The 21,249-nt window shown below is 36.6% G+C and carries 16 protein-coding genes; 11 read left to right on the forward strand and 5 right to left on the reverse strand.

The genetic code is table 11. The annotated features are described in order from the left end of the window. Nucleotide 1 precedes the first annotated feature (1 nt). The 4 genes from ACFIMK_RS03705 to edd all read left to right on the forward strand — a co-directional run bounded on the left by ACFIMK_RS03705 (nt 2) and on the right by edd (nt 5,520). Nucleotides 2-1,285 (forward strand): NAD(P)/FAD-dependent oxidoreductase, encoded by a 1,284-nt coding sequence (locus ACFIMK_RS03705; RefSeq protein WP_375682997.1) that lies wholly within the window; start codon nt 2-4, stop codon nt 1,283-1,285. Nucleotides 1,286-1,405: 120 nt separating this feature from the next. Then, the gene (gene zwf, locus ACFIMK_RS03710; RefSeq protein WP_375682994.1) at nt 1,406-2,878 is read left to right on the forward strand and encodes a glucose-6-phosphate dehydrogenase; all 1,473 of its coding nucleotides are present in this window, start codon (nt 1,406-1,408) and stop codon (nt 2,876-2,878) included. A gap of 10 nt (nt 2,879-2,888) precedes the next feature. After that, a complete protein-coding gene (gene pgl, locus ACFIMK_RS03715) occupies nt 2,889-3,641 on the forward strand; it encodes a 6-phosphogluconolactonase (protein WP_375638019.1) in 753 nt (250 codons plus the stop codon). Nucleotides 3,642-3,696: 55 nt separating this feature from the next. Further along, nucleotides 3,697-5,520 (forward strand): phosphogluconate dehydratase, encoded by a 1,824-nt coding sequence (gene edd / locus ACFIMK_RS03720; RefSeq protein ID WP_375682993.1) that lies wholly within the window; start codon nt 3,697-3,699, stop codon nt 5,518-5,520. 66 nt (nt 5,521-5,586) lie between these two features. Here edd and folD read toward each other — a convergent pair whose 3' ends face one another. Then, entirely contained in the window at nt 5,587-6,486 is a 900-nt protein-coding gene (gene folD, locus ACFIMK_RS03725) for a bifunctional methylenetetrahydrofolate dehydrogenase/methenyltetrahydrofolate cyclohydrolase FolD (protein WP_375629801.1), read from the reverse strand. Between the two features lie 315 nt (nt 6,487-6,801). On the opposite strand from folD, the gene ACFIMK_RS03730 reads away from it, so the two are divergent. Then, on the forward strand, nt 6,802-8,682 hold the full coding sequence (locus ACFIMK_RS03730) for an AsmA family protein (protein ID WP_375638023.1): 1,881 nt from the start codon (nt 6,802-6,804) through the stop codon (nt 8,680-8,682). Between the two features lie 315 nt (nt 8,683-8,997). On the opposite strand, the gene ACFIMK_RS03735 is transcribed toward ACFIMK_RS03730, so the two are convergent. Continuing rightward, complete coding sequence (locus tag ACFIMK_RS03735; RefSeq protein WP_273790383.1) at nt 8,998-9,141, reverse strand: hypothetical protein; 144 nt, start codon at nt 9,139-9,141, stop codon at nt 8,998-9,000. Nucleotides 9,142-9,376: 235 nt separating this feature from the next. Between ACFIMK_RS03735 and ACFIMK_RS03740 the strand changes: the two genes are divergently transcribed. Then, nucleotides 9,377-10,120, forward strand: a complete 744-nt coding sequence (locus tag ACFIMK_RS03740; protein ID WP_375612075.1) for a 16S rRNA (uracil(1498)-N(3))-methyltransferase — start codon at nt 9,377-9,379, stop codon at nt 10,118-10,120. Between the two features lie 68 nt (nt 10,121-10,188). Further along, a complete protein-coding gene (locus tag ACFIMK_RS03745) occupies nt 10,189-11,562 on the forward strand; it encodes a glutamate--cysteine ligase (RefSeq protein WP_375612076.1) in 1,374 nt (457 codons plus the stop codon). Nucleotides 11,563-12,682: 1,120 nt separating this feature from the next. Here the strand turns inward: ACFIMK_RS03745 and ACFIMK_RS03750 are convergent. Next, a complete protein-coding gene (locus ACFIMK_RS03750; RefSeq protein ID WP_375612077.1) occupies nt 12,683-13,120 on the reverse strand; it encodes a type ISP restriction/modification enzyme in 438 nt (145 codons plus the stop codon). Between the two features lie 815 nt (nt 13,121-13,935). Between ACFIMK_RS03750 and ACFIMK_RS03755 the strand changes: the two genes are divergently transcribed. Continuing rightward, nucleotides 13,936-15,291, forward strand: a complete 1,356-nt coding sequence (locus tag ACFIMK_RS03755; protein WP_375638025.1) for an L-cystine transporter — start codon at nt 13,936-13,938, stop codon at nt 15,289-15,291. Between the two features lie 7 nt (nt 15,292-15,298). On the opposite strand, the gene ACFIMK_RS03760 is transcribed toward ACFIMK_RS03755, so the two are convergent. Beyond that, nucleotides 15,299-16,177, reverse strand: coding sequence for a methyltransferase (locus ACFIMK_RS03760; RefSeq protein ID WP_375638027.1), 879 nt, complete (start codon nt 16,175-16,177; stop codon nt 15,299-15,301). A 196-nt stretch (nt 16,178-16,373) separates the two neighbouring features. Here ACFIMK_RS03760 and ACFIMK_RS03765 point away from each other — a divergent pair, with 196 nt between their 5' ends. Both ACFIMK_RS03765 and grxC read left to right on the forward strand, forming a co-directional pair. Continuing rightward, entirely contained in the window at nt 16,374-17,159 is a 786-nt protein-coding gene (locus tag ACFIMK_RS03765; RefSeq protein WP_375621100.1) for a ComF family protein, read from the forward strand. A 47-nt stretch (nt 17,160-17,206) separates the two neighbouring features. Then, nucleotides 17,207-17,461 (forward strand): glutaredoxin 3, encoded by a 255-nt coding sequence (grxC, locus tag ACFIMK_RS03770; RefSeq protein ID WP_375612081.1) that lies wholly within the window; start codon nt 17,207-17,209, stop codon nt 17,459-17,461. A gap of 20 nt (nt 17,462-17,481) precedes the next feature. Here the strand turns inward: grxC and ubiG are convergent, their stop codons facing one another. Next, complete coding sequence (ubiG, locus tag ACFIMK_RS03775) at nt 17,482-18,225, reverse strand: bifunctional 2-polyprenyl-6-hydroxyphenol methylase/3-demethylubiquinol 3-O-methyltransferase UbiG (protein ID WP_375638029.1); 744 nt, start codon at nt 18,223-18,225, stop codon at nt 17,482-17,484. Between the two features lie 188 nt (nt 18,226-18,413). Here ubiG and ACFIMK_RS03780 point away from each other — a divergent pair, with 188 nt between their 5' ends. Then, the gene (locus ACFIMK_RS03780; protein ID WP_375638031.1) at nt 18,414-19,670 is read left to right on the forward strand and encodes an aspartate kinase; all 1,257 of its coding nucleotides are present in this window, start codon (nt 18,414-18,416) and stop codon (nt 19,668-19,670) included. The last annotated feature ends 1,579 nt before the right edge of the window (nt 19,671-21,249 follow it).

The following is a 21,249-nucleotide window of genomic DNA, read 5'->3' on the forward strand; positions in this document are numbered from 1 at the left end:
GATGATTGATGATAATTCAATTTCTCCAGGAATTTCTTGGTATGAAGATGCTTTAAGAGAACGTCCATCGTATCCTTCTTTTTGTGAAAACAGACAGTGTGATGTGGTCATTATTGGAGGCGGATTTACGGGTCTTTCGGCTGCTTATCATTTAGCCAAGGCTGGAGTAGATGTTGTTTTATTTGAAGCATCACGTTTTGGTGATGGTGCTTCAGGGCGCAATGGTGGACAGCTGGGAACAGGGCAACGGCAATGGGTAGAAACATTAGAAAAAAAGTATGGTTTTGAGCGCAGTAAGGCTCTGTTTGATTTGGCAGAAGAAGCTAAAAGAGATATTTTAGCTTTATGCGCAATGCCTAATTGTCCGTGTGATTTGATAGGAGGACAGCTTTCTGTAACTCATAAAAGGCGTGAGCTTCTCTCTTATCAACGGCATATTGAGGCGATGCAGCGTTATGGCTATCACGCGCTTACTTTTATGGATAAGGCTGAAACATTTGAGCGACTTGGATCAACTTTTTATTGTGGTGGTATTTATGATGCGGATACCGGTCATATAAATCCCTTAAAATTGATTATTGGGTTGGCAAAAAGAGCACAAGATGCTGGTGCTAAGCTTTATGAGAAGTCACAAGTAACGACCATAAGGCGCAAGGGAGCACATTGGAAAGTAATAACAGAAAAAGGCAGTGTAACAGCAGAGCATGTTTTACTTGCAACAAATGGGTATAAACTTGGTCTGGAGCGTTTTATTGAGAAAAATATTGTTTCTATTCGCTCTTATATTGGAGCAACGGACCCATTACCAAAGCATAGTTCAATTCTTATAGGGGGGGAATCGGTTGATGATTCCCGTTTTATGGTTCGCTATTTTCGCAAAAGCATTGATAATCGTCTCTTATTTGGTGGTGTAGAAAGTTATGATAATAAGCATCCTCTAAATTTAGATGAACGTATAAAACGGCAAATTGTTGAAATTTATCCTCAATTACATTCTATCAATTTAAGCCATCGGTGGGGAGCAACGGTTGCCATCACAGTTGAACGCATGCCCTATGTTCGCCAACTTTTCTCAAGGATGACTTATTGTGGTGGTTATTCAGGGCATGGCGTTATGCTGGCTCCTTTCGTGGGAAAATTATACGCAGAATGGTTAACTGGAAAATATGAACGTTTTTCCTATTTCCAAGACTTAAAGATTTCATCTTTTCCGGGGGGACGCGTTTTGCGTTATCCGCTTATATTTTTAGCAATGCGTTGGTTTTCTTTATTGGATCGCCTTTAATGTAAACATTGCTTGAAATGAAGAAAATTAATGGCTTATTTAGTATCTGTCTGCTTTAATGATGAAAGCTTTTATAAGTGATATGGGATTTCATAATCGAATAGAAAAATAAACAAGTTCATGGTGCGTAAAATTATTCCAGTCTCTTCCTTTGATTGTATTGTTTTTGGTGGCAATGGTGATCTGGCGTTGCGCAAGCTTTTGCCGGCTTTGTATCATTGTCAGTGTGCTGGGCAATTCAGTGAGCCAACACGTATTATTGGGGTTTCGCGCACTTCCTTAAGTTGTGAAGAATATCAAAATTTTGTTCGCATTTCTTTAGAAAAACATATCCATCCAAAAGATCTCAATTCAACAGAACTCAATCGTTTTCTTGCACGTTTAACTTACGTTTCTGTTGATGTTACCTCAAATCGAGGGTGGGAGGATTTAGCTCTCCTTCTGTCACAAGATTCAGCAGATATTCGAGCTTTTTATTTGGCTGTTGGTTCGTCACTTTTTGCTGATATTGCGATGAAGTTGGGAAAAAATAATTTGGTGACAGCACAAACACGGATTATCATTGAAAAACCAATTGGTTGCGATGTAAAAACAGCTATTTCACTTAATGATGTATTTGCAAGCGCCTTTAATGAAGAGCAGATCTTTCGCATTGATCATTATCTTGGGAAGGAAACTGTTCAAAATTTAATGGCATTGCGGTTTGTTAATACACTTTATGAACCGCTATGGAACTCCAATTATATTGATCATGTTCAAATAACCGTTGCTGAATCTTTAGGGTTAGAGGGGCGTACAGAATACTATGAAAGCACTGGTGCTCTACGCGATATGGTTCAAAACCATATGCTACAGTTACTTTGTTTGGTTGCGATGGAAATACCATTTACCAACAGTGCTAATGCTGTGCGCGATGAAAAACTTAAAGTTTTACATTCTTTAACACCGCTTGATGTCCATAATGTAGGGCAGCATACTGTACGTGGGCAGTATCTTTCTGGTCTATCAAATGGTATATCGGTAGAGTCTTATTTTGATGATCTAGGAAGAGTGAGTAAGAGTGAAACATTTGTAGCACTTAAGGTTAAGATTGATAACTGGCGTTGGGCTAATACGCCTTTTTATTTACGAACAGGTAAGCGCATGTTCACGCGAATGTCTGAAATTGTTGTGGTTTTTAAACCTATTCCTCATAATATTTTTAATGTGGATTTAGATGAAATTTTTTCTAATCGGCTTGTAATTCGTCTCCAACCTGATGAAGGTGTAAAACAATGGTTGATGATTAAGGATCCAAGTTATGGCGGTATGCGGTTTCGTCACATTCCATTAGACATGAGTTTTGCTTCCGCATTTTCTGAACGTAATCCTGATGCTTATGAACGTTTATTAATGGATGTTATTCGTGGAGATCAAACACTGTTTATGCGTCGTGATGAAGTTGAGGCTGCTTGGCGTTGGATTGATCCAATCATTGAGGGATGGGAAGAAATAAAACAGCCTGTTCACAGTTATAACGCTGGTTCATGGGGGCCGTCTGCTTCGATGAGCCTCATGGAACGTGATGGGCGTATATGGAACAATTTAGTTTAGAGCAATAAGTATGTATAGAATGAATATTGATCGTTTAGACTTTGAAACCCCTCAGACTTTAGCCTTGGCATTAGCAGATCGAGTAGCCGCAGAGCTTAGTGTATCTGTTCTTGAGCGCAAGAGAGCAGTTTTAGCGGTGTCTGGTGGTAAAACACCAGAATTGTTTTTTCATTATTTGTCAAAAGCGGATATTGATTGGCAAAAGATTATTATCACGTTGGTCGATGAACGTTTTGTCCCTGCACACGATGAACGTTCAAATGAACATATGGTACGGTGTCATTTGTTACAAAATTTTGCCGCAAAAGCACGTTTTGTAGGGCTTTATCATAAAGCAATTACTGCTGAACTTGCTGCTTTTTCAGCGGCGAGTCGTGTTAATACTTTGCCTAAACCCTTTGATGTTGTTGTTTTAGGAATGGGGGAGGATGGACATACGGCTTCTTTTTTTCCTGATTCTGATCGTTTAAAGCAAGCGCTTGATTTACGAACACAAGCACTTGTTTTACCCCTTCATGCTAAGAGTGCTGTTGAGCCAAGACTCTCACTAACTTTGCCAGTTATTATGCAATCTCGTTGCGTTATTCTCCATTTCGAGGGTTTTCAGAAACGCGATTGTTTTGAAGAAGCTTGTCAAGACGGGTCTGAAATAGAAATGCCTATTCGGGCAATTTTGCGTAATTCCCCTCATCTCGTTCAGGTTTATTGGTCGCCTGCAGAAAATGAAATAAGTGAATCAAAATATGTGACACAAAGTGAATAAAACGTAATCTCTCTCAATGAATGAGGGGAAGAAACAATGAAAGGGGGAGAGAAATATGGCACTTTCCAAGACAATTGCCACAGTTACACGAAGAATTTATGAACGTTCTCGATCAACACGAGAAATTTACTTAGATCGTATTGCGAAAGCACAAGTTCATCGCCCCAAACGGAGTTTTTTAGGATGTGCCAATCAGGCTCATGGCTTTGCTGCTTGTGGTGCAATAGATAAAGAGCGTTTGAAGGGAAATATCGTTGGGAATATTGGCATTATCACGGCATATAACGATATACTTTCAGCACATCAACCTTTTGAAAAATTTCCTCACTTAATTAAAGAGTCGGCCCGTATGGTTGGTGGTGTTGCACAGGTTGCAGGTGGTGTTCCCGCGATGTGCGATGGTGTTACGCAGGGAAATGCGGGGATGGAGCTTTCCCTTTTTTCACGTGAAGTAATTGCAATGGCAACAGCTATAAGCTTATCACACGATGTCTTTGATGCAGCATTGTATCTTGGGGTGTGTGATAAAATTGTGCCAGGTTTATTGATTGGTGCCCTAACATTTGGTCATTTACCAGGAATTTTTATAGCTGCTGGTCCTATGACAAGTGGTCAAGGTAATGATGAAAAAGCAAAGATACGTCAACTTTACGCGGAAAATAAAATAGATCGCCAAACACTTCTAGCATCGGAAGCACGTTCTTATCATGGGCCAGGAACATGTACATTTTATGGAACAGCTAACTCTAATCAGGTGATACTGGAGATGATGGGGCTTCATATGCCTGGAGCTTCTTTTATTAATGCGAATACACCGTTGCGTGATGCTTTAACAAAAGAAGCTACGAAACGTGTACTTGAAATGACAGATCTTGGTGATCATTATAGTCCACTTGGTATGATCATTGATGAGCGTTCTTTTGTGAATGCCATTGTAGGATTAAATGCAACAGGAGGTTCTACCAATCATGCGATTCATTTGATTGCTATGGCTGCTGTTTGCGGTATTAAATTGACATGGCATGATATTGCAGAAATTTCATCCGTTGTGCCTCTTTTAGCGCGCATTTATCCTAACGGTTTAGCAGATATTAATCATTTTTACGCTGCGGGGGGAATGGGATTTATTATTCGCGAGCTTATCGAGGCAGGTTTGGTACATGAAGATGTTTCTACGGTTTTTGGTAAAGATCTCAATGCTTATGCAATTGAAGCAAAGCTTTCTGCTGATGGTCATGTGGTGCGTGAAGCGGCTCTTAAGGAAAGTGGTGATCATAAGGTGTTAGCGGGGTGGAGAAAGCCATTTCAGCTTGATGGTGGTCTTCGTGTTTTATCAGGAGATTTGGGAACAGCTATTATAAAAGTTTCCTCTGTTAAACCAGAGTATTGGCAGATTAAAGCACCAGTCTTTGTTTTTAATGATCAAGAGGAACTACAAAAATCTTTTAAATTTGGAGTGTTGCATAATAAAGACTTTATCGCTGTCATTCGCTATCAAGGACCAAAAGCCAATGGTATGCCAGAGCTTCATAAATTAACAACCATTTTAGGCGTTTTACAAGATCGCGGTCAAAAGGTAGCATTGATAACCGATGGGCGTATGTCAGGAGCGTCAGGAAAAATTCCTGCTGCTCTCCATGTGACACCAGAAGCAGTGGATAATGGCCCCATTGCACGTTTGCAGGATGGTGATATTGTTTTTCTTGATGCTCATGAGGGTAAATTAACTCTTTTGGAGGATTTAGCAAAATTTAACGCGCGAAAAATCATACCTCCGGATCTTTCAAAAAACGAACATGGTGTTGGACGCGAACTTTTTCATGTTTTTCGTCAATCCGTTAATCGTGCAGATCAAGGGGCATCTGTTTTTATGACATGAAAAATGCAAAAATAAATAAGCTGAATCATATACAATGAAACCATATACAAGGAATTGTTACAATTTTTAGAATTTTGGTATCGGCAGATTGTGTGATCGCGCGGCGGCTTTGAGTGTATTAACCATAAGCATGGCAATTGTCATTGGTCCAACGCCTCCTGGAACAGGGGTGATCGCAGCAGCTTTTTCTTTTACGTTTTCAAAATCGACATCACCAACAAGACGTGTTTTCCCTATACCTTTTTCTGGTGCAGCAACGCGGTTAATACCGACATCAATAACAATTGCACCATCTTTTATCCAGTCTTTTTTAATCATTTGTGGGCGGCCTACAGCTGCTACTAGAATATCAGCGCTTCGACACACATCATCAAGGTCACGGGTACGACTATGGGCAATTGTCACAGTGGCATTGGCTGCTGTTAAAAGGGCAGCCATAGGTTTTCCAACAATATTAGAGCGTCCAACAACGACAGCATCAAGTCCAGATAAATCTCGTCCACAGTGTTGTTCAATCATCATCATGGCACCAGCTGGAGTGCAGGGAATAATTGCATCTTCAAGTGCATTTGCCGCGAGTTTTCCTACATTAATATAATGAAAACCATCAACATCTTTTTGGAAAGCAACGGCTTGTGTTATGCGATTTGTATTCATATGAGCAGGGAGAGGCAGCTGTACCAAAATACCATGAATTTTGGGATCAGAATTTAATGTTGCAATAAGTTGAAGGAGTTCTTTTTCTTGCGTTTCTTTGGAAACGACATGTTTGATTGAAAGAAACCCACATTCTTCGGCTTTTTTATTTTTTGAGGTGACATATACTTGACTTGCAGGATCATCTCCAACGATAATAACAGCGATACTAGGTTGTATATTATAGTGATGGCGGAGCTTTGCTGTTTCGGCCTTAACTTTCACAATAATCTCTTCAGCAAGTTTTTTTCCGTCGATAATATTATTCATTCAGAGATCCTTTCGGTAAGGCTGTTTGTTTTTTTTGTAAAGCATTTTCTAATAATACGATAGAGTTTTATAGCAATATTCATATGAGAACAGTAAGAATGGTTTTATAATGTTGTGGATTTATAGTTTTGAAGACTTTTAAATAATTGCTTTATAAAGAAGCAGCAACATTGCTGTTTGAATAAATTTTGGATAAAGAACAAAAATAATGAAGATACAAAGTGGATATAGTGAATTATAGGATTATAAAAACTTTTTATGATCATTTAAGTTTGTTTTTAATCTGTTATAGGGGGATAAGTATAGAGGGATAATGTGCGCATCAGAATAATAAAATTTTTGAGCGGAGTTTTTATTACAATTATCTTTTTATTTGGAGTGGGGATTCTCGTTTTACCTTATCTTATTTCTACAGATGCGATTCGTATTCGTTTAGCGCAGGATTTAAGTGCGTGGACGGGTTACAATGTGCAATTGCGTGATCCACCGCGGTTACATCTTTTTCCTTATCCTAAAGCATTTCTTTCTGGCGTTACTTTAACATCAAAAATGGATGATGTTGCGCCATTAATGGAAGCTGAATCAATAGAAGTTGATCTTTCTGTCGTCGATCTTCTTTGGGGACATATTTCTTTTTCAGAGACGCGGATTATGCGTCCTCAATTTGTTATGGAAAAGCCTGTTAAAACAATAGCAGATTTTTTTGATCGGTTTTCTCGCTCACAAGGTGCATTAGGGGTGGCAATACGTAATACGCGTGAAATATTAAAACATAATCCTGAGCATCCAGAGATAGAGCACCTTTTAAAACAACCTTTTGGACGGATTGTCATTAAAAATGGTGTTCTTGTGTATCACGATAGTTTTTCAGGAGTAGCAGAAAAAATAACAGGATTAAATGCAACTTTAGATTGGCCGGAATCAACTCAGGAAGTACGGTTACGTGCAGATGCGCGTTGGCGCGGAGAGTTTACAAAATTATCACTTGATGCTTCTCAAGCATTACTGCTTCTTGCTGGAGGCAAAAGTCATATTAGGGCAAGTCTCAATTCTGTACGTGGGGGAATAACTTTTACAGGAAAGGCTCGATTATCTGAATATTATATTTTTGACGGAAAAGTGTCAATGCGTTCTCCTGGATGGAATCAGACATTGTCTTGGGTTGGTGGAAATCAGTTTTGGGGACATAAATTAAAAATACCCATTGTATGGGAATCTCATTTTTTAGCGCAGCCAATGCATATCCAAATGAACAATGTTACATTTACGATGGGGAAAGCCAATGCGCGAGGAGCTTTAAAACTCGATTTTCAAGATTATGTACCAAATGTCATGGGCTCTTTAGCCTTTGATAATCTAGACCTTAGCCTCTTGGGTTCAATGTTTTTTTCAGGTAAAAAGAAAAATGCCTGCTTTGACATGAGAACTTTTGATTGTATTGGCGTGGATATACGACTTTCTGCGCCACAAGCTAAAATAGGAAATATTTCACTCACAAATTTAGCTGCTGCAATACAAATAAGAGATGGTCATGGTATTTTTGATCTTGGACATGCGAATATTTTTGGTGGATCTGTGCAAAGTAATATTGAAGTTACTTCAGCTGGACAGAAAGTGCGTATTGGAGGAAATATTTCAGGTGCTTCTATTGATATGCAGGAGACTTTAGAAATCTTGGGATTTATTCCATTTATACAAAGCAAAACGAATTTTACTGCAACGGTACGAACACTTGCTGATTCTTGGCCAGAAATTTTTACGAAAATGCAGGGTGAGTTAACACTGAAGATGTCTTCTGGTCGGCTATTAGGGTATGATCTGAATGAATTACAAACAAGACTTTCAAATAAACAACAATTTCTTTTAATGAATAATGATACTTTTTCAACAACATTTGATCACTGGGATATTCAGACAAGCTTTTCAGAAGGTATGATGAAGGTAACAGAGTCATTAATGCGTACAGCAGACTTGAGCTTATCCATTCAAGGAATCATTGCAACTGCTATTGCGCAAGGGAAGGAAAATGAACTGATATTACAGGCACAACTACGCAAAAACTATAGATCAGAAACTTTATGTAAAGATGTCCAATGTCTTGCTAATAGCCTTGCATGGCCTTTTACATTTTCTCTAAGCTCTAAAGGACAAAATCATGGCGATTTTTGGGTTACAAAAGATATTAACGCAGATTGAGTATCGTTTTTCATCTGTATAATATTCTATCCTATAATGGTAATTCGTCTTTTTGCAACTTAAAATTGTCTTTTAAATTTAAATCAGAGCTCCCATTATCGGAAGATTCTCTCATTTTAAATCCGTTCGTCGTGAAGCAGTAAAAACCATCCTCACCGTCATAATAAGTGAGGTTGGTATAGATAAATGACTGAAGAGAGGAATAAAAAACCTTCTTATGGAATCTTTCAAATACAAGAGATTCATAATATCGGTGCTAATCTTATAAAAATTGCTAAAAAACATTAAAATTTTAAGGAGGATGTTGGCCAGTGCTTATTGAATCGCAGAAGAAATACCATAGCCATCTTTGGTAATTGTATGCTTCCCGTCGGCTCCAACAGAACCAATTCCCACTGTAATCAAAATAAAGGCTAAGAGGGTTGTAATCGTAATAATTGTAGCTTTTTTAGCAGACATATTTTTCCTCCACGGATGCATCAATGACTGAATGCAAAGATGAATGGTGCATTATTTAAACTTTTATGAAAGCAGAATCACTTAAGGATCTATAAGTTCCTATTATTATCTCATAAAGCTAAAAAAACTCTATAATTCTTTAATATATTATAGTTCTATAGATATAATTTTTTCTTTTTGCTATATATTTTTCTTCATTTTCTCGATGACGATAGTGAGCATTGGCAAAATTTTTATGCGCATAAATTATAAACTTAAAAGATTATTTATCCGACAGACATTGGCTTTGAATGAAGAAATAAAGATAGAGGGGGCACAAGCTTCTTATCTTATGCATGTTTTGCGTATGAAAGAAGGAGCAGAAATTTTACTTTTTAATGGACAGGATGGTGAGTGGCTTGCTAAACTCATCACTGTTAAGAAAAAATTTGTTGTGGTTCAGCTTATCCATCAAGAAAGATTACAAACGACGCATTCCAATCTTATTTATTGCTTTGCTCCACTCAAAAATGCGCGGTTGGATTATATGGTGCAGAAAGCTGTTGAAATGGGGGTATCGATTTTGCAGCCTGTTATAACGCATCATACGCAGGCTACGCGTATCAATATGGCGCGTATGGAAGCCAATGTTATTGAAGCTTCTGAACAGTGTGGAATTTTATCTCTTCCTAAATGCGTATCGGCTCTATCATTAGCAGAACTTTTAGCACAGTGGGATGAGACACAGCCTTTATTCTTTTGTGATGAAGAGCATAAATTGCATAATCCATTACCTTCTTTTAAAAAGCGTGACGTTACAACACCTGGTATTCTTATTGGACCGGAAGGTGGCTTTAGTGAAGAAGAGCGGAGCTTTTTAAAAAAACATCCTTTTGTGTTTCCAATATCACTAGGTCCGCGTATTTTACGCGCTGATACTGCCGCTGTTGCTGCTTTGGCTCTTCTTAATGCTACCGTGGGGGATTGGGCAATGGATTGAGAAATCTGTAAAATCATTCTAAACAATTTATTTAAGATGATGATACCAATTATAGGATACGGTAAGTTATGGCGCTTGATATAACTGATGAAAGTGAAATTTATAACTTAGATTCTTTGGTTAGCTATTTCCAAGGGGGGTATAAAGCAGAAGATGATTGGCGCATTGGTACAGAACATGAAAAATTTCCGTTTTATAGAGATGGTTTTCACCCTGTTCCTTATGAAGGAGAGAGGGGAATCCGAGCGCTTTTAGAGAGGATGCAAAGCGCCTTAGGATGGAAACCTATTTTAGATGAAGAGAATATTATTGGGCTCGTAGGATCAGTTGATCAGGGAGCCATTTCTTTGGAACCTGGGGGACAATTTGAATTATCTGGTGCACCATTAAAATCAGTAAGCCATACATATTACGAGTTGATGGAGCATTTAACTCTTCTCAAAAAAATTGCAGAACCATTAGGTATAGGTTTTTTAGGTCTTGGAGCTAGTCCAAAGTGGACTTTAGCTGAAACGCCGCGAATGCCTAAATCACGTTATCAGATTATGACTGATTATATGCCTAAAGTGGGGTATAATGGTCTTAATATGATGTATCGCACATCAACAGTTCAGGTTAATCTTGATTTTTCATCTGAAAGTGATATGCGGCGAAAAATGCAAGTATCCATGAAGTTACAGTCCATTGCAACGGCATTATTTGCAAGTTCGCCCTTTACAGAAGGGCGCCCAAATGGCTTTTTATCGTGGCGTTCTGAAATTTGGCGTAATACGGATAATCAGAGGACAGGCGTTCTGCCCTTTGTATTTTCTGAGCGTTTTGGTTTTGCTGATTATGTTGAATGGGCCCTTGATGTTCCAATGTATTTTGTTGTGCGGGATGGTCGTTATTATGATTGTACACACATAACGTTTCGTCAGTTTATGAATGGAGCATTAAAAGGACAAGTTGCAAATTCAATTCCAAACATGGGAGATTGGATTAATCACTTATCAACGTTATTTCCTGAAGTCCGCTTAAAAAGATTTTTAGAAATGAGGGGAGCTGATTGTGGTTCTTGGAAGCGCATTTGTGCGTTGTCGGCTTTTTGGGTTGGGCTTCTTTATGATAGGGAAGCACTTAATGAGGCAGAGGCTTTGACAAAAGATTGGTGTTTTGAAGAAGTTTTAGAGTTGCGCCAACGCGTTCCTAAAGAAGGGTTAAGAACTCCTTTTCGTCAAACTATTCTTTTAGAGTTAGCACGTCAAGCTCTCGCTATTGCTCGCAAAGGCTTAAAAAATCGCAAACAGTATGATACGAATGGTTTTGATGAAACAAATTTTCTTAATCCTCTAGAAGAGGTTGTTGCAATGGGACAAACAGATGCTGAAAAATTTTTGTCCCATTACTATTCTATTTGGAATGAGTCGGTAGAACCTTTATTTTTAGAATGTGCCTATTAAATTTGAAGCAAAGATACTTCCTACTTTTTTAAAAATGCATATCACCGTGGTGGTTCATTCACTCATTTCTCTAGAGAGCATATCCTACCTTGCTTTTAACATTTCTCATAACGGAAAGGATACAATACAAAAATCTCTTGGGCAGTGTGATTTTTATACCCAATAATATCACGATATTTCTGTAATCATAATGTTGTCCCTTTGTACAAAAGATAGTTCATAAGAGATAAAGCTTATTATCAAACATTTTTTATTCACTTGGCTAAGCCTACTTATGAATAGGTCTGAAAATTATATTTTTTACTTTTAAAAGGGATAAAAAATATAATTTGCGGTTAATAGTCAATTATTATAATTCAATATACGATGCTTATATGAAAGAGCATTTTATTATACAAAAATTATGATATCAATCTTTCAGTGCGCTAAAAAGACAGTAGAAAAAATACCGATAGATCTATGTATGTATAACTCAATTTTATTTTTATAAAAAAAAAATATATTATGTAAATAGATAGAAATAAAGATTATTATATATAATGAATGTGTTAATTACATCATTAAATATTGATAAATAAAAAATATTATCTTCATAGAGTTATATGAAATTATAAGCTATTCATAGATAAGAAATAACTATTTGTATGCAAAGGGGTATTATATTAAAATACTATTATTCTTGATAAAGAGGCACGAGATAAAGAGATTGAGCTTGTAACGAATGAGTGTTTGAATACACACAAAAATTCAAAAAAGCACAACATTTCTATAGCAGAATAATCTTTATCAGTATGAGCGCAACTTATTATAGGCAATTAATTATCCCCATACATTGTAAATCTACTGTAAGACTGCTTTTAATGCTTTAAACTGTACTATTCATAAAATTTATAATATTTGTAGGCTTAAAGCCTCTCATTGTAATCATATATCCTCAGTCTTTTCCATTGTTTTCATTATCTAGAAATTTGTAATCGTCTTTGTTATGCTCCACTAGGATAAGCAGCTTTAAAATGTGCTCGTCCTTCATCCGTAATGGCATCACGCCTCTGTAAACCAGATGTTTTTCTTTCCTTTATTGAATTTGCAAACAAATGGGATTGTTTTTCATCATGAACAGTTACAGAGATTCAACGTTTTTATAAAGATACCGTGGAAAGCATTGACCTGTATCTATTGCATCTAGATTAGGCAAATTCTTAGCTATCAATACAGAAAAAACGCTTCGTGCTCCTATGCCTGTAATTTGTATCATCCTATTTTCAACTTTTTGTCCTATCAGGACTATACGAGGCATTTGGTAAATTCCATCGTTGAGATTCCGATTATAATAAAACCACTGTTGCGTAAAAGGATGATATGAACTCTGAGTGAGGCATGCCTCTTCAAATTCAAAAACCTTTCCTCTTATTAGTTCTTGCGTAACATTATAACTCCAACTTATCTTTTTTATATCTAAAGTGACAAAATTATCTATAGCACATGCACGTGTTGTTCGATCAGCATATGAATAGGTATCGTTAAAACGTTTTACTGCGCTATTATAAAAAGCAATCATATTATTTATATTTTCTGCTCAAGCTCCGCCCTCCAATGTTACGGCAACTCTTGCATTAAGATGTTTCATAAGAGGTCTTTCTACTCCTTTCTTATACATTTTTACTCATACGCCAGCCCTGCTTGTGACGTGCAAGCAAATGATTTTGATTGATTCAAGATAAACAGGTTTGAAATGAGAGAATCTTACGTTATTCGGGACTCTCATTTAATATGCAAAACAGTAAATTATGATTATAAATCAACATGTTGTATTTCAAAGCCTTTTTATGACTATAAAAAGAGTTTTGAAAAATAAAAAAGCTTTCATTGAGAGCAAAGAAAGAATGTATAAAAAGTATTTTCAATAAAATAATTATATTTGAAGTGCTGATCAAAGCTATTGAGAGTGCAGTCCATAAAATGAGCAGAAGTAGCTTGTTGGTGTATTTTCTAGAAAAATCATGAATGTTCGATTGTTAATTCATCCTTGCTTGGAAAGCTCGCTTCAGTTCAAATAGAAAAAGAGAGAGGTAAGGAGATTTATAGGATAAGATATGCTGGAATTATTCAATATTAAGATGCAATGAATGTTGTTTATATTTTTCTTATTTAACTATTTTATAAGAGCATAAATTTAAAGAATAAGAAAATAATTTTATTTATTTTCTTTAAACAGTTATTAGTAGATAAAAAATTCTCTTTTAATCTATAAATTAAAAAAATAATGATTTTGTAAAAGCCTTGTAAGCTTTATAGGTTAATTTTAAATATCATGCATTGATTTTGAATTATGCAGATTATTTATGTCAACCATAATAATAGTGAGCATAGACAATGACACTTAATTTTTTCGTCAATTTATTTCTATTTGTTATTTTTTTATTGTTGGTTTTTCAAAGTAAGAAAATGCAATGGAGTCTTTCACTACGTGTTATGCTATGGCTTATCCTTGGCTTGATTTTTGGAAGTGTTTTGCAGTTTATTTATGGAGAGGGTGAAAGCACTTTATTGAAATCCGTTGAATGGTTTAACATTGTCGGTGAGGGCTATATTTTATTGTTGCAAATGATTGTTATGCCATTGGTTTTTATCTCTATCGTTTCAGCAGTTGCTCATTTACATTCTGTTTATGCTGTTGGAAAGATGAGTATAATAACAATTTCAATATTGCTTTTTACAACGGCTCTTTCAGCATTGGTTGGTGTGCTTGTGGTTAATTTTTTTGGATTAACAACCGATGGTTTGGTGCATGAAGGGCAAAATGTTTCTGCTCTTCTTGAAGGTCATATTTCTAAACTTGGAGATATGAATATACCAAAGATGATTTTGTCTATGATTCCTAAAAATCCATTTGCTGAGTTGAGTGGAGCTAAACGTACGTCAATTATTAGTGTTGTGATTTTTGCGTCATTTTTAGGTGCATCGGTTCTTCTTTTAAAGAAAGATGAGCCAGAAAAAGGAGAAAAAGCGCTTTTATTTATTCAAGTGGCACAAGCTTGGATTATGCGGTTAGTCCGTATTGTGATTGCTTTGACGCCTTATGGTATTTTTGCACTTATGACGAAAGTAGGAGCAATATCGCGTATTACAGATATTTTAAATTTACTGGTTTTTATCATTGCCTCTTATGTCGGTATTATTTTAATTTTTGGAATTCATGGTGTATTGCTTGGTATTTCTGGGATTAATCCCTTTCGTTTTTTCAAAAAGGTTTTACCAGTTTTAACATTTGCTTTTAGCAGTCGTTCAAGTGCTGCAAGTATTCCTTTGAATATTGAAGCGCAAACACAGTGGATAGGTGTACCACAATCCATTGCGAGTTTTGCAGCTTCTTTTGGGGCAACAATTGGACAAAATGGTTGTGCTGGTCTTTATCCAGCGATGCTTGCGACCATGATTGCACCCTCTATGGGTATTAATCCTCTTGATCCTACTTGGATTGCTACGCTTATTGGTGTTGTAACGTTGAGTTCTATTGGTGTTGCTGGTGTGGGGGGAGGTGCTATTTTCGCTGCATTGATTGTGTTACCAATTATGGGGCTTCCTGTTACTTTGGTTGCTGTACTTATCTCTATTGAACCGCTAATTGATATGGGACGGACTGCTCTAAACGTGAGCGATTCAATGATAGCTGGAACGGTCACCAGTCAAATATTACGGACAACAGATAAAAGTATTTTTAAAAAATAATTTTAGATTATATTTTTTGGGGCTGTAAAACATCTGTAAGAGATATTTGCGCTGAACCAGGTTGTAGCGGTTTTTGTTGATTGGGATGAGGAGCCCAACCAGAGAGCCAGATGAAAGAAAAATGTGCACGAATACGTCCATCAGGATCACTAAATCGTTGTGCATAGATTTCAGCTGCGCGGAGAAAAAAACGTTTGGATACAGGGCGTCGTGAACGATTGATGAGTGCATTTTGCATTCCCATAGCTTTAAGATCGTGCATAAGGTCAAACATTGTATTATAACGTATTGTGATATCTTCAACGTCTGCTACAGGCAGGGCAAAGCCAATACGCTGTAAAAGAGCGCCTGCATCACGAATGTCGGCAAAAGGGTAGATTCTAGGGCTTGCTCCATCATAAATTTCACTTTCAGCTTGCAGCAGGCTTTCGCGCAATTCTCTTAATGTACCAGCTCCTGCCATAACAGCAAGAAATAAGCCATCTGGTTTAAGAGTATTTTTTATCTGGCTTAGAACACCAGGGGTATCATTGGTCAATTGTAATGAAAGAAGTGAAACAATAAGGTCACAGTAACTTTGAGGTAAATCAAGAAATTCTCGATGACGTAAATGAAATTTTTTATCATGGCTTTGATAAAGCGTATCGGTCTCAATGCGTTCTATGGAACAAACTTTTCCAGATTTCATTAAAGCTTGCGCAGCAAGGTCTGTATGGCTGTGTAAATCGAGAGCTAATGTAAAGAGGCGATCAACAGTGCTAAGGCGTTTATAGAGATCTTCTGCCATGTGAGAGAGTAAAAAGTCACATCCTTTTTTTGCTTTTTGAAAGGCACGTTTTCGGAATTGTTCAATGCGGTTATGATCAAAAATTAAAGGATGCGACATATTGTAGAACACTTTCGATCTATGAAAGAATATATTTTAAAAAGGTTCATTATTTGTGCAAGCTCTGTCAAGTTTATAATATGAAAGAAAATAAATTTATAGAAGGTAAGAGTTTTTAAAGGAATTAAAATTATAAATTGAGGAAATACAAAGGAACTTTTGTTCTGAGGGAAACTTGTAAAAGCCTAAATTTATAATGTTGTATTTTCGAGAAGCGGCGTTAAATAGCGGAGATATACTAAGTAAGTTCGTTGAACGCTTGAAAACGATGCTTTATCCACCAATTTGTCCTGGATGTAAGCAAAATGTTTTTACTTATGGTACGATTTGCTCCGAATGTTGGAAAGATCTTCAATTTATCACAAAACCTTATTGTCCTGTTATGGGGACTCCTTTTGTTTGTGATATGGGGGATGGTTTTCTTAGTGGTGAAGCACTCCGTAATTCCCATCCTTTTTCACGTGTTCGCTCAGTCATTGTTCATAAAGGGCTTGCACGAACTTTAGTAACGCGCTTAAAATATGGTGATCATATAGAATTGGCATCATTTATGGCCAATTGGATGATGTTTGCTGGACGCGAGGTTATTGATGATTGTGATGTTATTATTCCCATTCCATTGCATTTTCGTCGTTTTTGGGAGAGGCGTTATAATCAATCTGCTGAGCTTGCACGTTACATTGCAGCATCACAAAAAAAGCTTTTAAAACCGAGTTGGCTTGTTCGTTGTCGGCATACCCGTCCGCAGGTTAGTCTTTCTTCGAGAGAGAGAAAACTTAACGTAAAAAATGCTTTTAAGGTTTCGCATAAAGTTAAAAAATATCTCAAAGGATGTTCTGTTTTGCTGATTGATGATGTATTTACAACGGGTGCAACAGTTACAGCAGCAGCTGCTGCATTAAAAGATGCAGGTGCACGACAGGTTGATGTGCTAACATTTTCGCGTGTTCTCAAAGAAGATTCTATTTTTCCCTCTTCTTAAGAGGAATTTAAAATGAATATTATTAAAAAATATTGGAGGATAATACTATGAAAGAGGTAATAATTTATACACGCCCTAACTGTCCTTATTGTACAAAAGCACGTGATTTGCTTAATAAAAAAGGCGTAAAGTATACAGATATTGATGCTTCCACATCCCTTCGCCAAGAAATGGTACAGCGTGCAAATGGACGTAATACATTTCCACAAATTTTCATAGGTGATTATCACGTTGGCGGTTGTGATGATCTTTATGCTTTAGAGGCTGAGGGAAAGCTCAATTCTTTATTACAAGGCATATGATATTTGTAAATTACATATTCTTAAGACCGTTTTGCAAGAAGGAGATAGTTAACGCCCATGTCTTTTGAGCGATTCCAGCTGTCGTTTAATGGGTTATAAGTAATACCTATCTCATCAATGACAGTCAGAGCGTTTTTTGATAAGAAATTTTTAAGTTCTAGAGGTTTTAGGAATTTTTTATAATCATGGGTTCCTTTAGGAAGCCAACGTAGAATATATTCAGCGCCTACAATAGCAAGCCCCCATGCTTTCCATGTGCGGTTGAGTGTTGAGACAAACATCACCCCTTGTGGTTTCAGCATTTTTGCTGTAGCTTCTATGAAGAGATTAACGTCAGCGACATGTTCAACAACTTCCATATTAAGGATGATATCAAATTTTTCTCCTTCATTGGCAAGTACTTCTGCTGTCGTCGTGCGGTAATCAATGGAAAGATCATTTTGAGCTGCATGGGTTTTTGCGACTTCAATATTTGTTTGTGCAGCATCAACGCCTACAACTATAGCACCAAGACGTGCCATTGGTTCAGATAACAAGCCTCCTCCACAGCCAATATCAAGAATTTTCAAATTGTGAAAGGGCGTAAGTGAAGAAGGGTCACGATTAAACTCTAAACAGATTTTTTCTCTGATGTAAGCAAGGCGTGTTGGGTTAAATTGGTGAAGAGGTCGAAATTTTCCTTGTGGATTCCACCATTCTGTAGCAATACGTGAAAAATGATCAATTTCACTTTGATCAATAGTTGTTTGTGTTTCATCGATCATGTTGCCTTCCTTTATTTTTAATGATCAGGTCAAGTAGATTTTATACAAAGTCAAGAGAAATTAATATAATCATAATGAAACTTGCACAAATGATAGATATTCGCTATGTCGAGAAAATGGTTAGTTGATACAGCATCTAATTCTCATTACTGTTTGAGATAAGAGATGTAAAGGTAAGAGTGTTATTAATGGCGCGCATTGTCATGAAATTTGGTGGAACGTCTGTAGCAAACATTGAATGTATTCATAATGTTGCAAGGCATGTCAAAAGAGAGGTTGATGCAGGCAATGAGGTTGCCGTTGTCGTATCTGCGATGGCTGGTAAAACGAATGAACTTGTTCAGTGGACAAGTGGTGCTTCCTCTATGCATAGAGATGCTCGTGAATATGATGTTGTGGTTGCTTCTGGTGAACAGGTTACGTCAGGTTTGTTGGCTTTGACACTTCAAGAAATGGGGGTGAATGCACGTTCATGGCTTGGTTGGCAAATTCCTATTCATACAGACAATGCGCATGGCCGTGCACGTATTACTAATATTGATGGATCTTTTTTAATCGAGTGTTTTCAGGAAGGTCAGGTTGCCGTTATTGCTGGTTTTCAGGGGTTATCTCCGGATAACCGGATTTCTACCTTAGGGCGTGGGGGATCAGATACAAGTGCTGTTGCTATAGCCGCTGCTGTACAAGCTGATCGCTGTGATATTTATACGGATGTGGATGGTGTTTATACAACGGATCCACGTATAGAGCCGAAAGCGCGTCGTTTACCAAAAGTAGCTTTTGAAGAAATGCTAGAAATGGCTTCTCTTGGTGCAAAGGTTTTACAGGTTCGTTCTGTTGAATTGGCAATGGTTCATAAGGTTCGTACCTTTGTGCGTTCAAGTTTTGAGGATCCTGATGCGTTAGGCATGGAGGATCCAATGAGTTCTTCTGGAACACTTATTTGCGATGAGGATGAAATTGTGGAACAACAAAATGTTACTGGTATTGCTTTTGCTAAGGATGAAGCACAAATTTCCCTTCGTCGGCTTGCCGATCGTCCAGGGATTTCGGCAGCAATTTTTGGTCCCTTGGCTGAAGAAAGCATTAATGTTGATATGATTGTGCAAAATATTTCTGAAGATGGCTCAAAAACTGATATGACTTTTACTGTACCATCATCAGATGTAGAAAAAGCCGTTACACTTCTTGAAAAGAATCGCAAAGAAATTGGATTTGATGTTCTCCAGTTTGAAAGCGATCTCGCCAAGGTATCTGTGATTGGTATTGGAATGCGTAGCCATGCAGGTGTTGCCGCTACAGCATTTAAGGCTTTGGCTGAAAAGGGTATTAACATTCAAGCAATTACGACCTCAGAAATTAAAATTTCTATTTTGATTGATAGTGCTTACACTGAACTTGCGGTTAGAACATTACATGCTGTTTATGCACTTGATAAGGGATAAGTATTTTTTAGTTTCAACAGAGTTTCAATAACGTAAAGCTTTAATATATATTAATAATTTTTGTTAAGGATATTTATATTTTAACTTAAATGGAATATTTAATACAGCAGGACTCTCTCATTTTAAACTTGTTCATGATGAATTTAAAATGGTCACTTATACATTACAAGAGAAAGATGTTTGGGTAAAAAACTGTTTAAGAAGGGATATAAAATATGCCGTCTATAAACGTTTTAGAGCCTATAGAGTGAGATGGAGAAGACTTTACGATAAGCCTTAATAGAACTAAGGAACAATGCACTGCGTTTATTCAAAGAATGCATGTTACATGAGGGACAGCCTCGTGAATACAGATTTAATATTATAAATCTTAGAGAAATGGGAGCTCATTGGATTAGTGACGGAATTACCAAAATAGAATTGATGATGTATTTTCTAGAGATGTTTAGTTTGTCATCAAATGATTGTTTATGACTTTATGTATATCTTGAAAATTTAATTTTTTCCGTATTACGAGGCAATAAAAAATATATCTCTATAGATAATATTTATGTTGCACTATAAGTTATAAAATTACCATGTCTTATGCGTTTATAGCTTCTTCAGAAGTACTTTTCATAAAATAATGATAATGTTACAGTGTGTTTCTTTTATGATTTTATTACTTAAATTTTTTTCATGTCTATTTCTCTTTTTTGAATTATGATTAAGATTTTCAAAGTTTTTGATACCTCCATATGTTCTTTAGGTTAACTTTCTTCCCTTAACTACTCTATTATAGGTATTTTCTGTGTCATACTGCCAATCACACATGAAATACATTCTTTCGTTTTTGCAGTATATTGTGCTAGTTTCTTATCATGTTTACATATTTTGCAAATGGTGGTCTTTGTAAGCAAAACTCTTCTTGTGAGAAATATAGCCATATTATTTTACCCTTCTTGTATTTTATGTGGCGTTGTACAATTTGAAAGTCTCGGAAATATTGCTTTTTAAATTATCTATGAAGAGTATTTTATGATATCAAGAAATATAGAGCGTGCTCTTTAAACAAAAAGAAAATAAATATCAAATAAGAGCGGAAAAAGGGGAGAACAACGATATATATGCTCTATTTTTCCACCAATCATATGTTTTAGAATAGTCTAAATGACTAGGATTTTCTTTTTTCCCGCGAGTTAATTACGTAAACTAGAGTGCTCCCTGTGGAAGCATGTTTCAAGTTTAATTCTTTCATGGAGTGAGACAAGCGATGTGTCGATGATAAAAAACGGGAATATTTTTCCACTCCATTGTCAATCTAGTAGTGATGTTATGACGTTGTTATTCCAAATAAATCTTTTGTTTTTTGTTACCTGTATCAATATCTAATGTCAGTGCAGATGCATATTTGATGGTATATTGAGACGGATAAGGGGCCTACGAGCAACTCCTGTTTTTGTATGCCAGATAGGAATAAGGATGTTGCGTATACCTGGTGGGGTAATTTCTGAAATGGAGATAAAACCTAATTGGGTGAGATGAAGCCATAAAAGTGAAAACCAACTTCCATTTTACAACTTCCTTTTAATTCTGCTTT

The organism is Bartonella sp. AP280QHHD, assembly GCF_042196125.1.
Classification (GTDB): Bacteria; Pseudomonadota; Alphaproteobacteria; order Rhizobiales; family Rhizobiaceae; genus Bartonella.

Excerpts from the sequence above, each read along its gene's own strand:
- folD (WP_375629801.1), bottom strand. The coding sequence starts at position 6,486 with ATGAATAATATTATCGACGGAAAAAAACTTGCTGAAGAGATTATTGTG.
- edd (WP_375682993.1), top strand. The coding sequence starts at position 3,697 with ATGGCACTTTCCAAGACAATTGCCACAGTTACACGAAGAATTTATGAA.
- ACFIMK_RS03750 (WP_375612077.1), bottom strand. The coding sequence starts at position 13,120 with ATGATTGCTTTTTATAATAGCGCAGTAAAACGTTTTAACGATACCTAT.
- grxC (WP_375612081.1), top strand. The coding sequence starts at position 17,207 with ATGAAAGAGGTAATAATTTATACACGCCCTAACTGTCCTTATTGTACA.
- zwf (WP_375682994.1), top strand. The coding sequence starts at position 1,406 with ATGGTGCGTAAAATTATTCCAGTCTCTTCCTTTGATTGTATTGTTTTT.
- ACFIMK_RS03740 (WP_375612075.1), top strand. The coding sequence starts at position 9,377 with ATGCGCATAAATTATAAACTTAAAAGATTATTTATCCGACAGACATTG.
- ACFIMK_RS03760 (WP_375638027.1), bottom strand. The coding sequence starts at position 16,177 with ATGTCGCATCCTTTAATTTTTGATCATAACCGCATTGAACAATTCCGA.
- ubiG (WP_375638029.1), bottom strand. The coding sequence starts at position 18,225 with ATGATCGATGAAACACAAACAACTATTGATCAAAGTGAAATTGATCAT.
- ACFIMK_RS03705 (WP_375682997.1), top strand. The coding sequence starts at position 2 with ATGATTGATGATAATTCAATTTCTCCAGGAATTTCTTGGTATGAAGAT.
- ACFIMK_RS03745 (WP_375612076.1), top strand. The coding sequence starts at position 10,189 with ATGGCGCTTGATATAACTGATGAAAGTGAAATTTATAACTTAGATTCT.
- ACFIMK_RS03765 (WP_375621100.1), top strand. The coding sequence starts at position 16,374 with ATGTTGTATTTTCGAGAAGCGGCGTTAAATAGCGGAGATATACTAAGT.
- ACFIMK_RS03755 (WP_375638025.1), top strand. The coding sequence starts at position 13,936 with ATGACACTTAATTTTTTCGTCAATTTATTTCTATTTGTTATTTTTTTA.
- ACFIMK_RS03780 (WP_375638031.1), top strand. The coding sequence starts at position 18,414 with ATGGCGCGCATTGTCATGAAATTTGGTGGAACGTCTGTAGCAAACATT.
- pgl (WP_375638019.1), top strand. The coding sequence starts at position 2,889 with ATGTATAGAATGAATATTGATCGTTTAGACTTTGAAACCCCTCAGACT.
- ACFIMK_RS03735 (WP_273790383.1), bottom strand. The coding sequence starts at position 9,141 with ATGTCTGCTAAAAAAGCTACAATTATTACGATTACAACCCTCTTAGCC.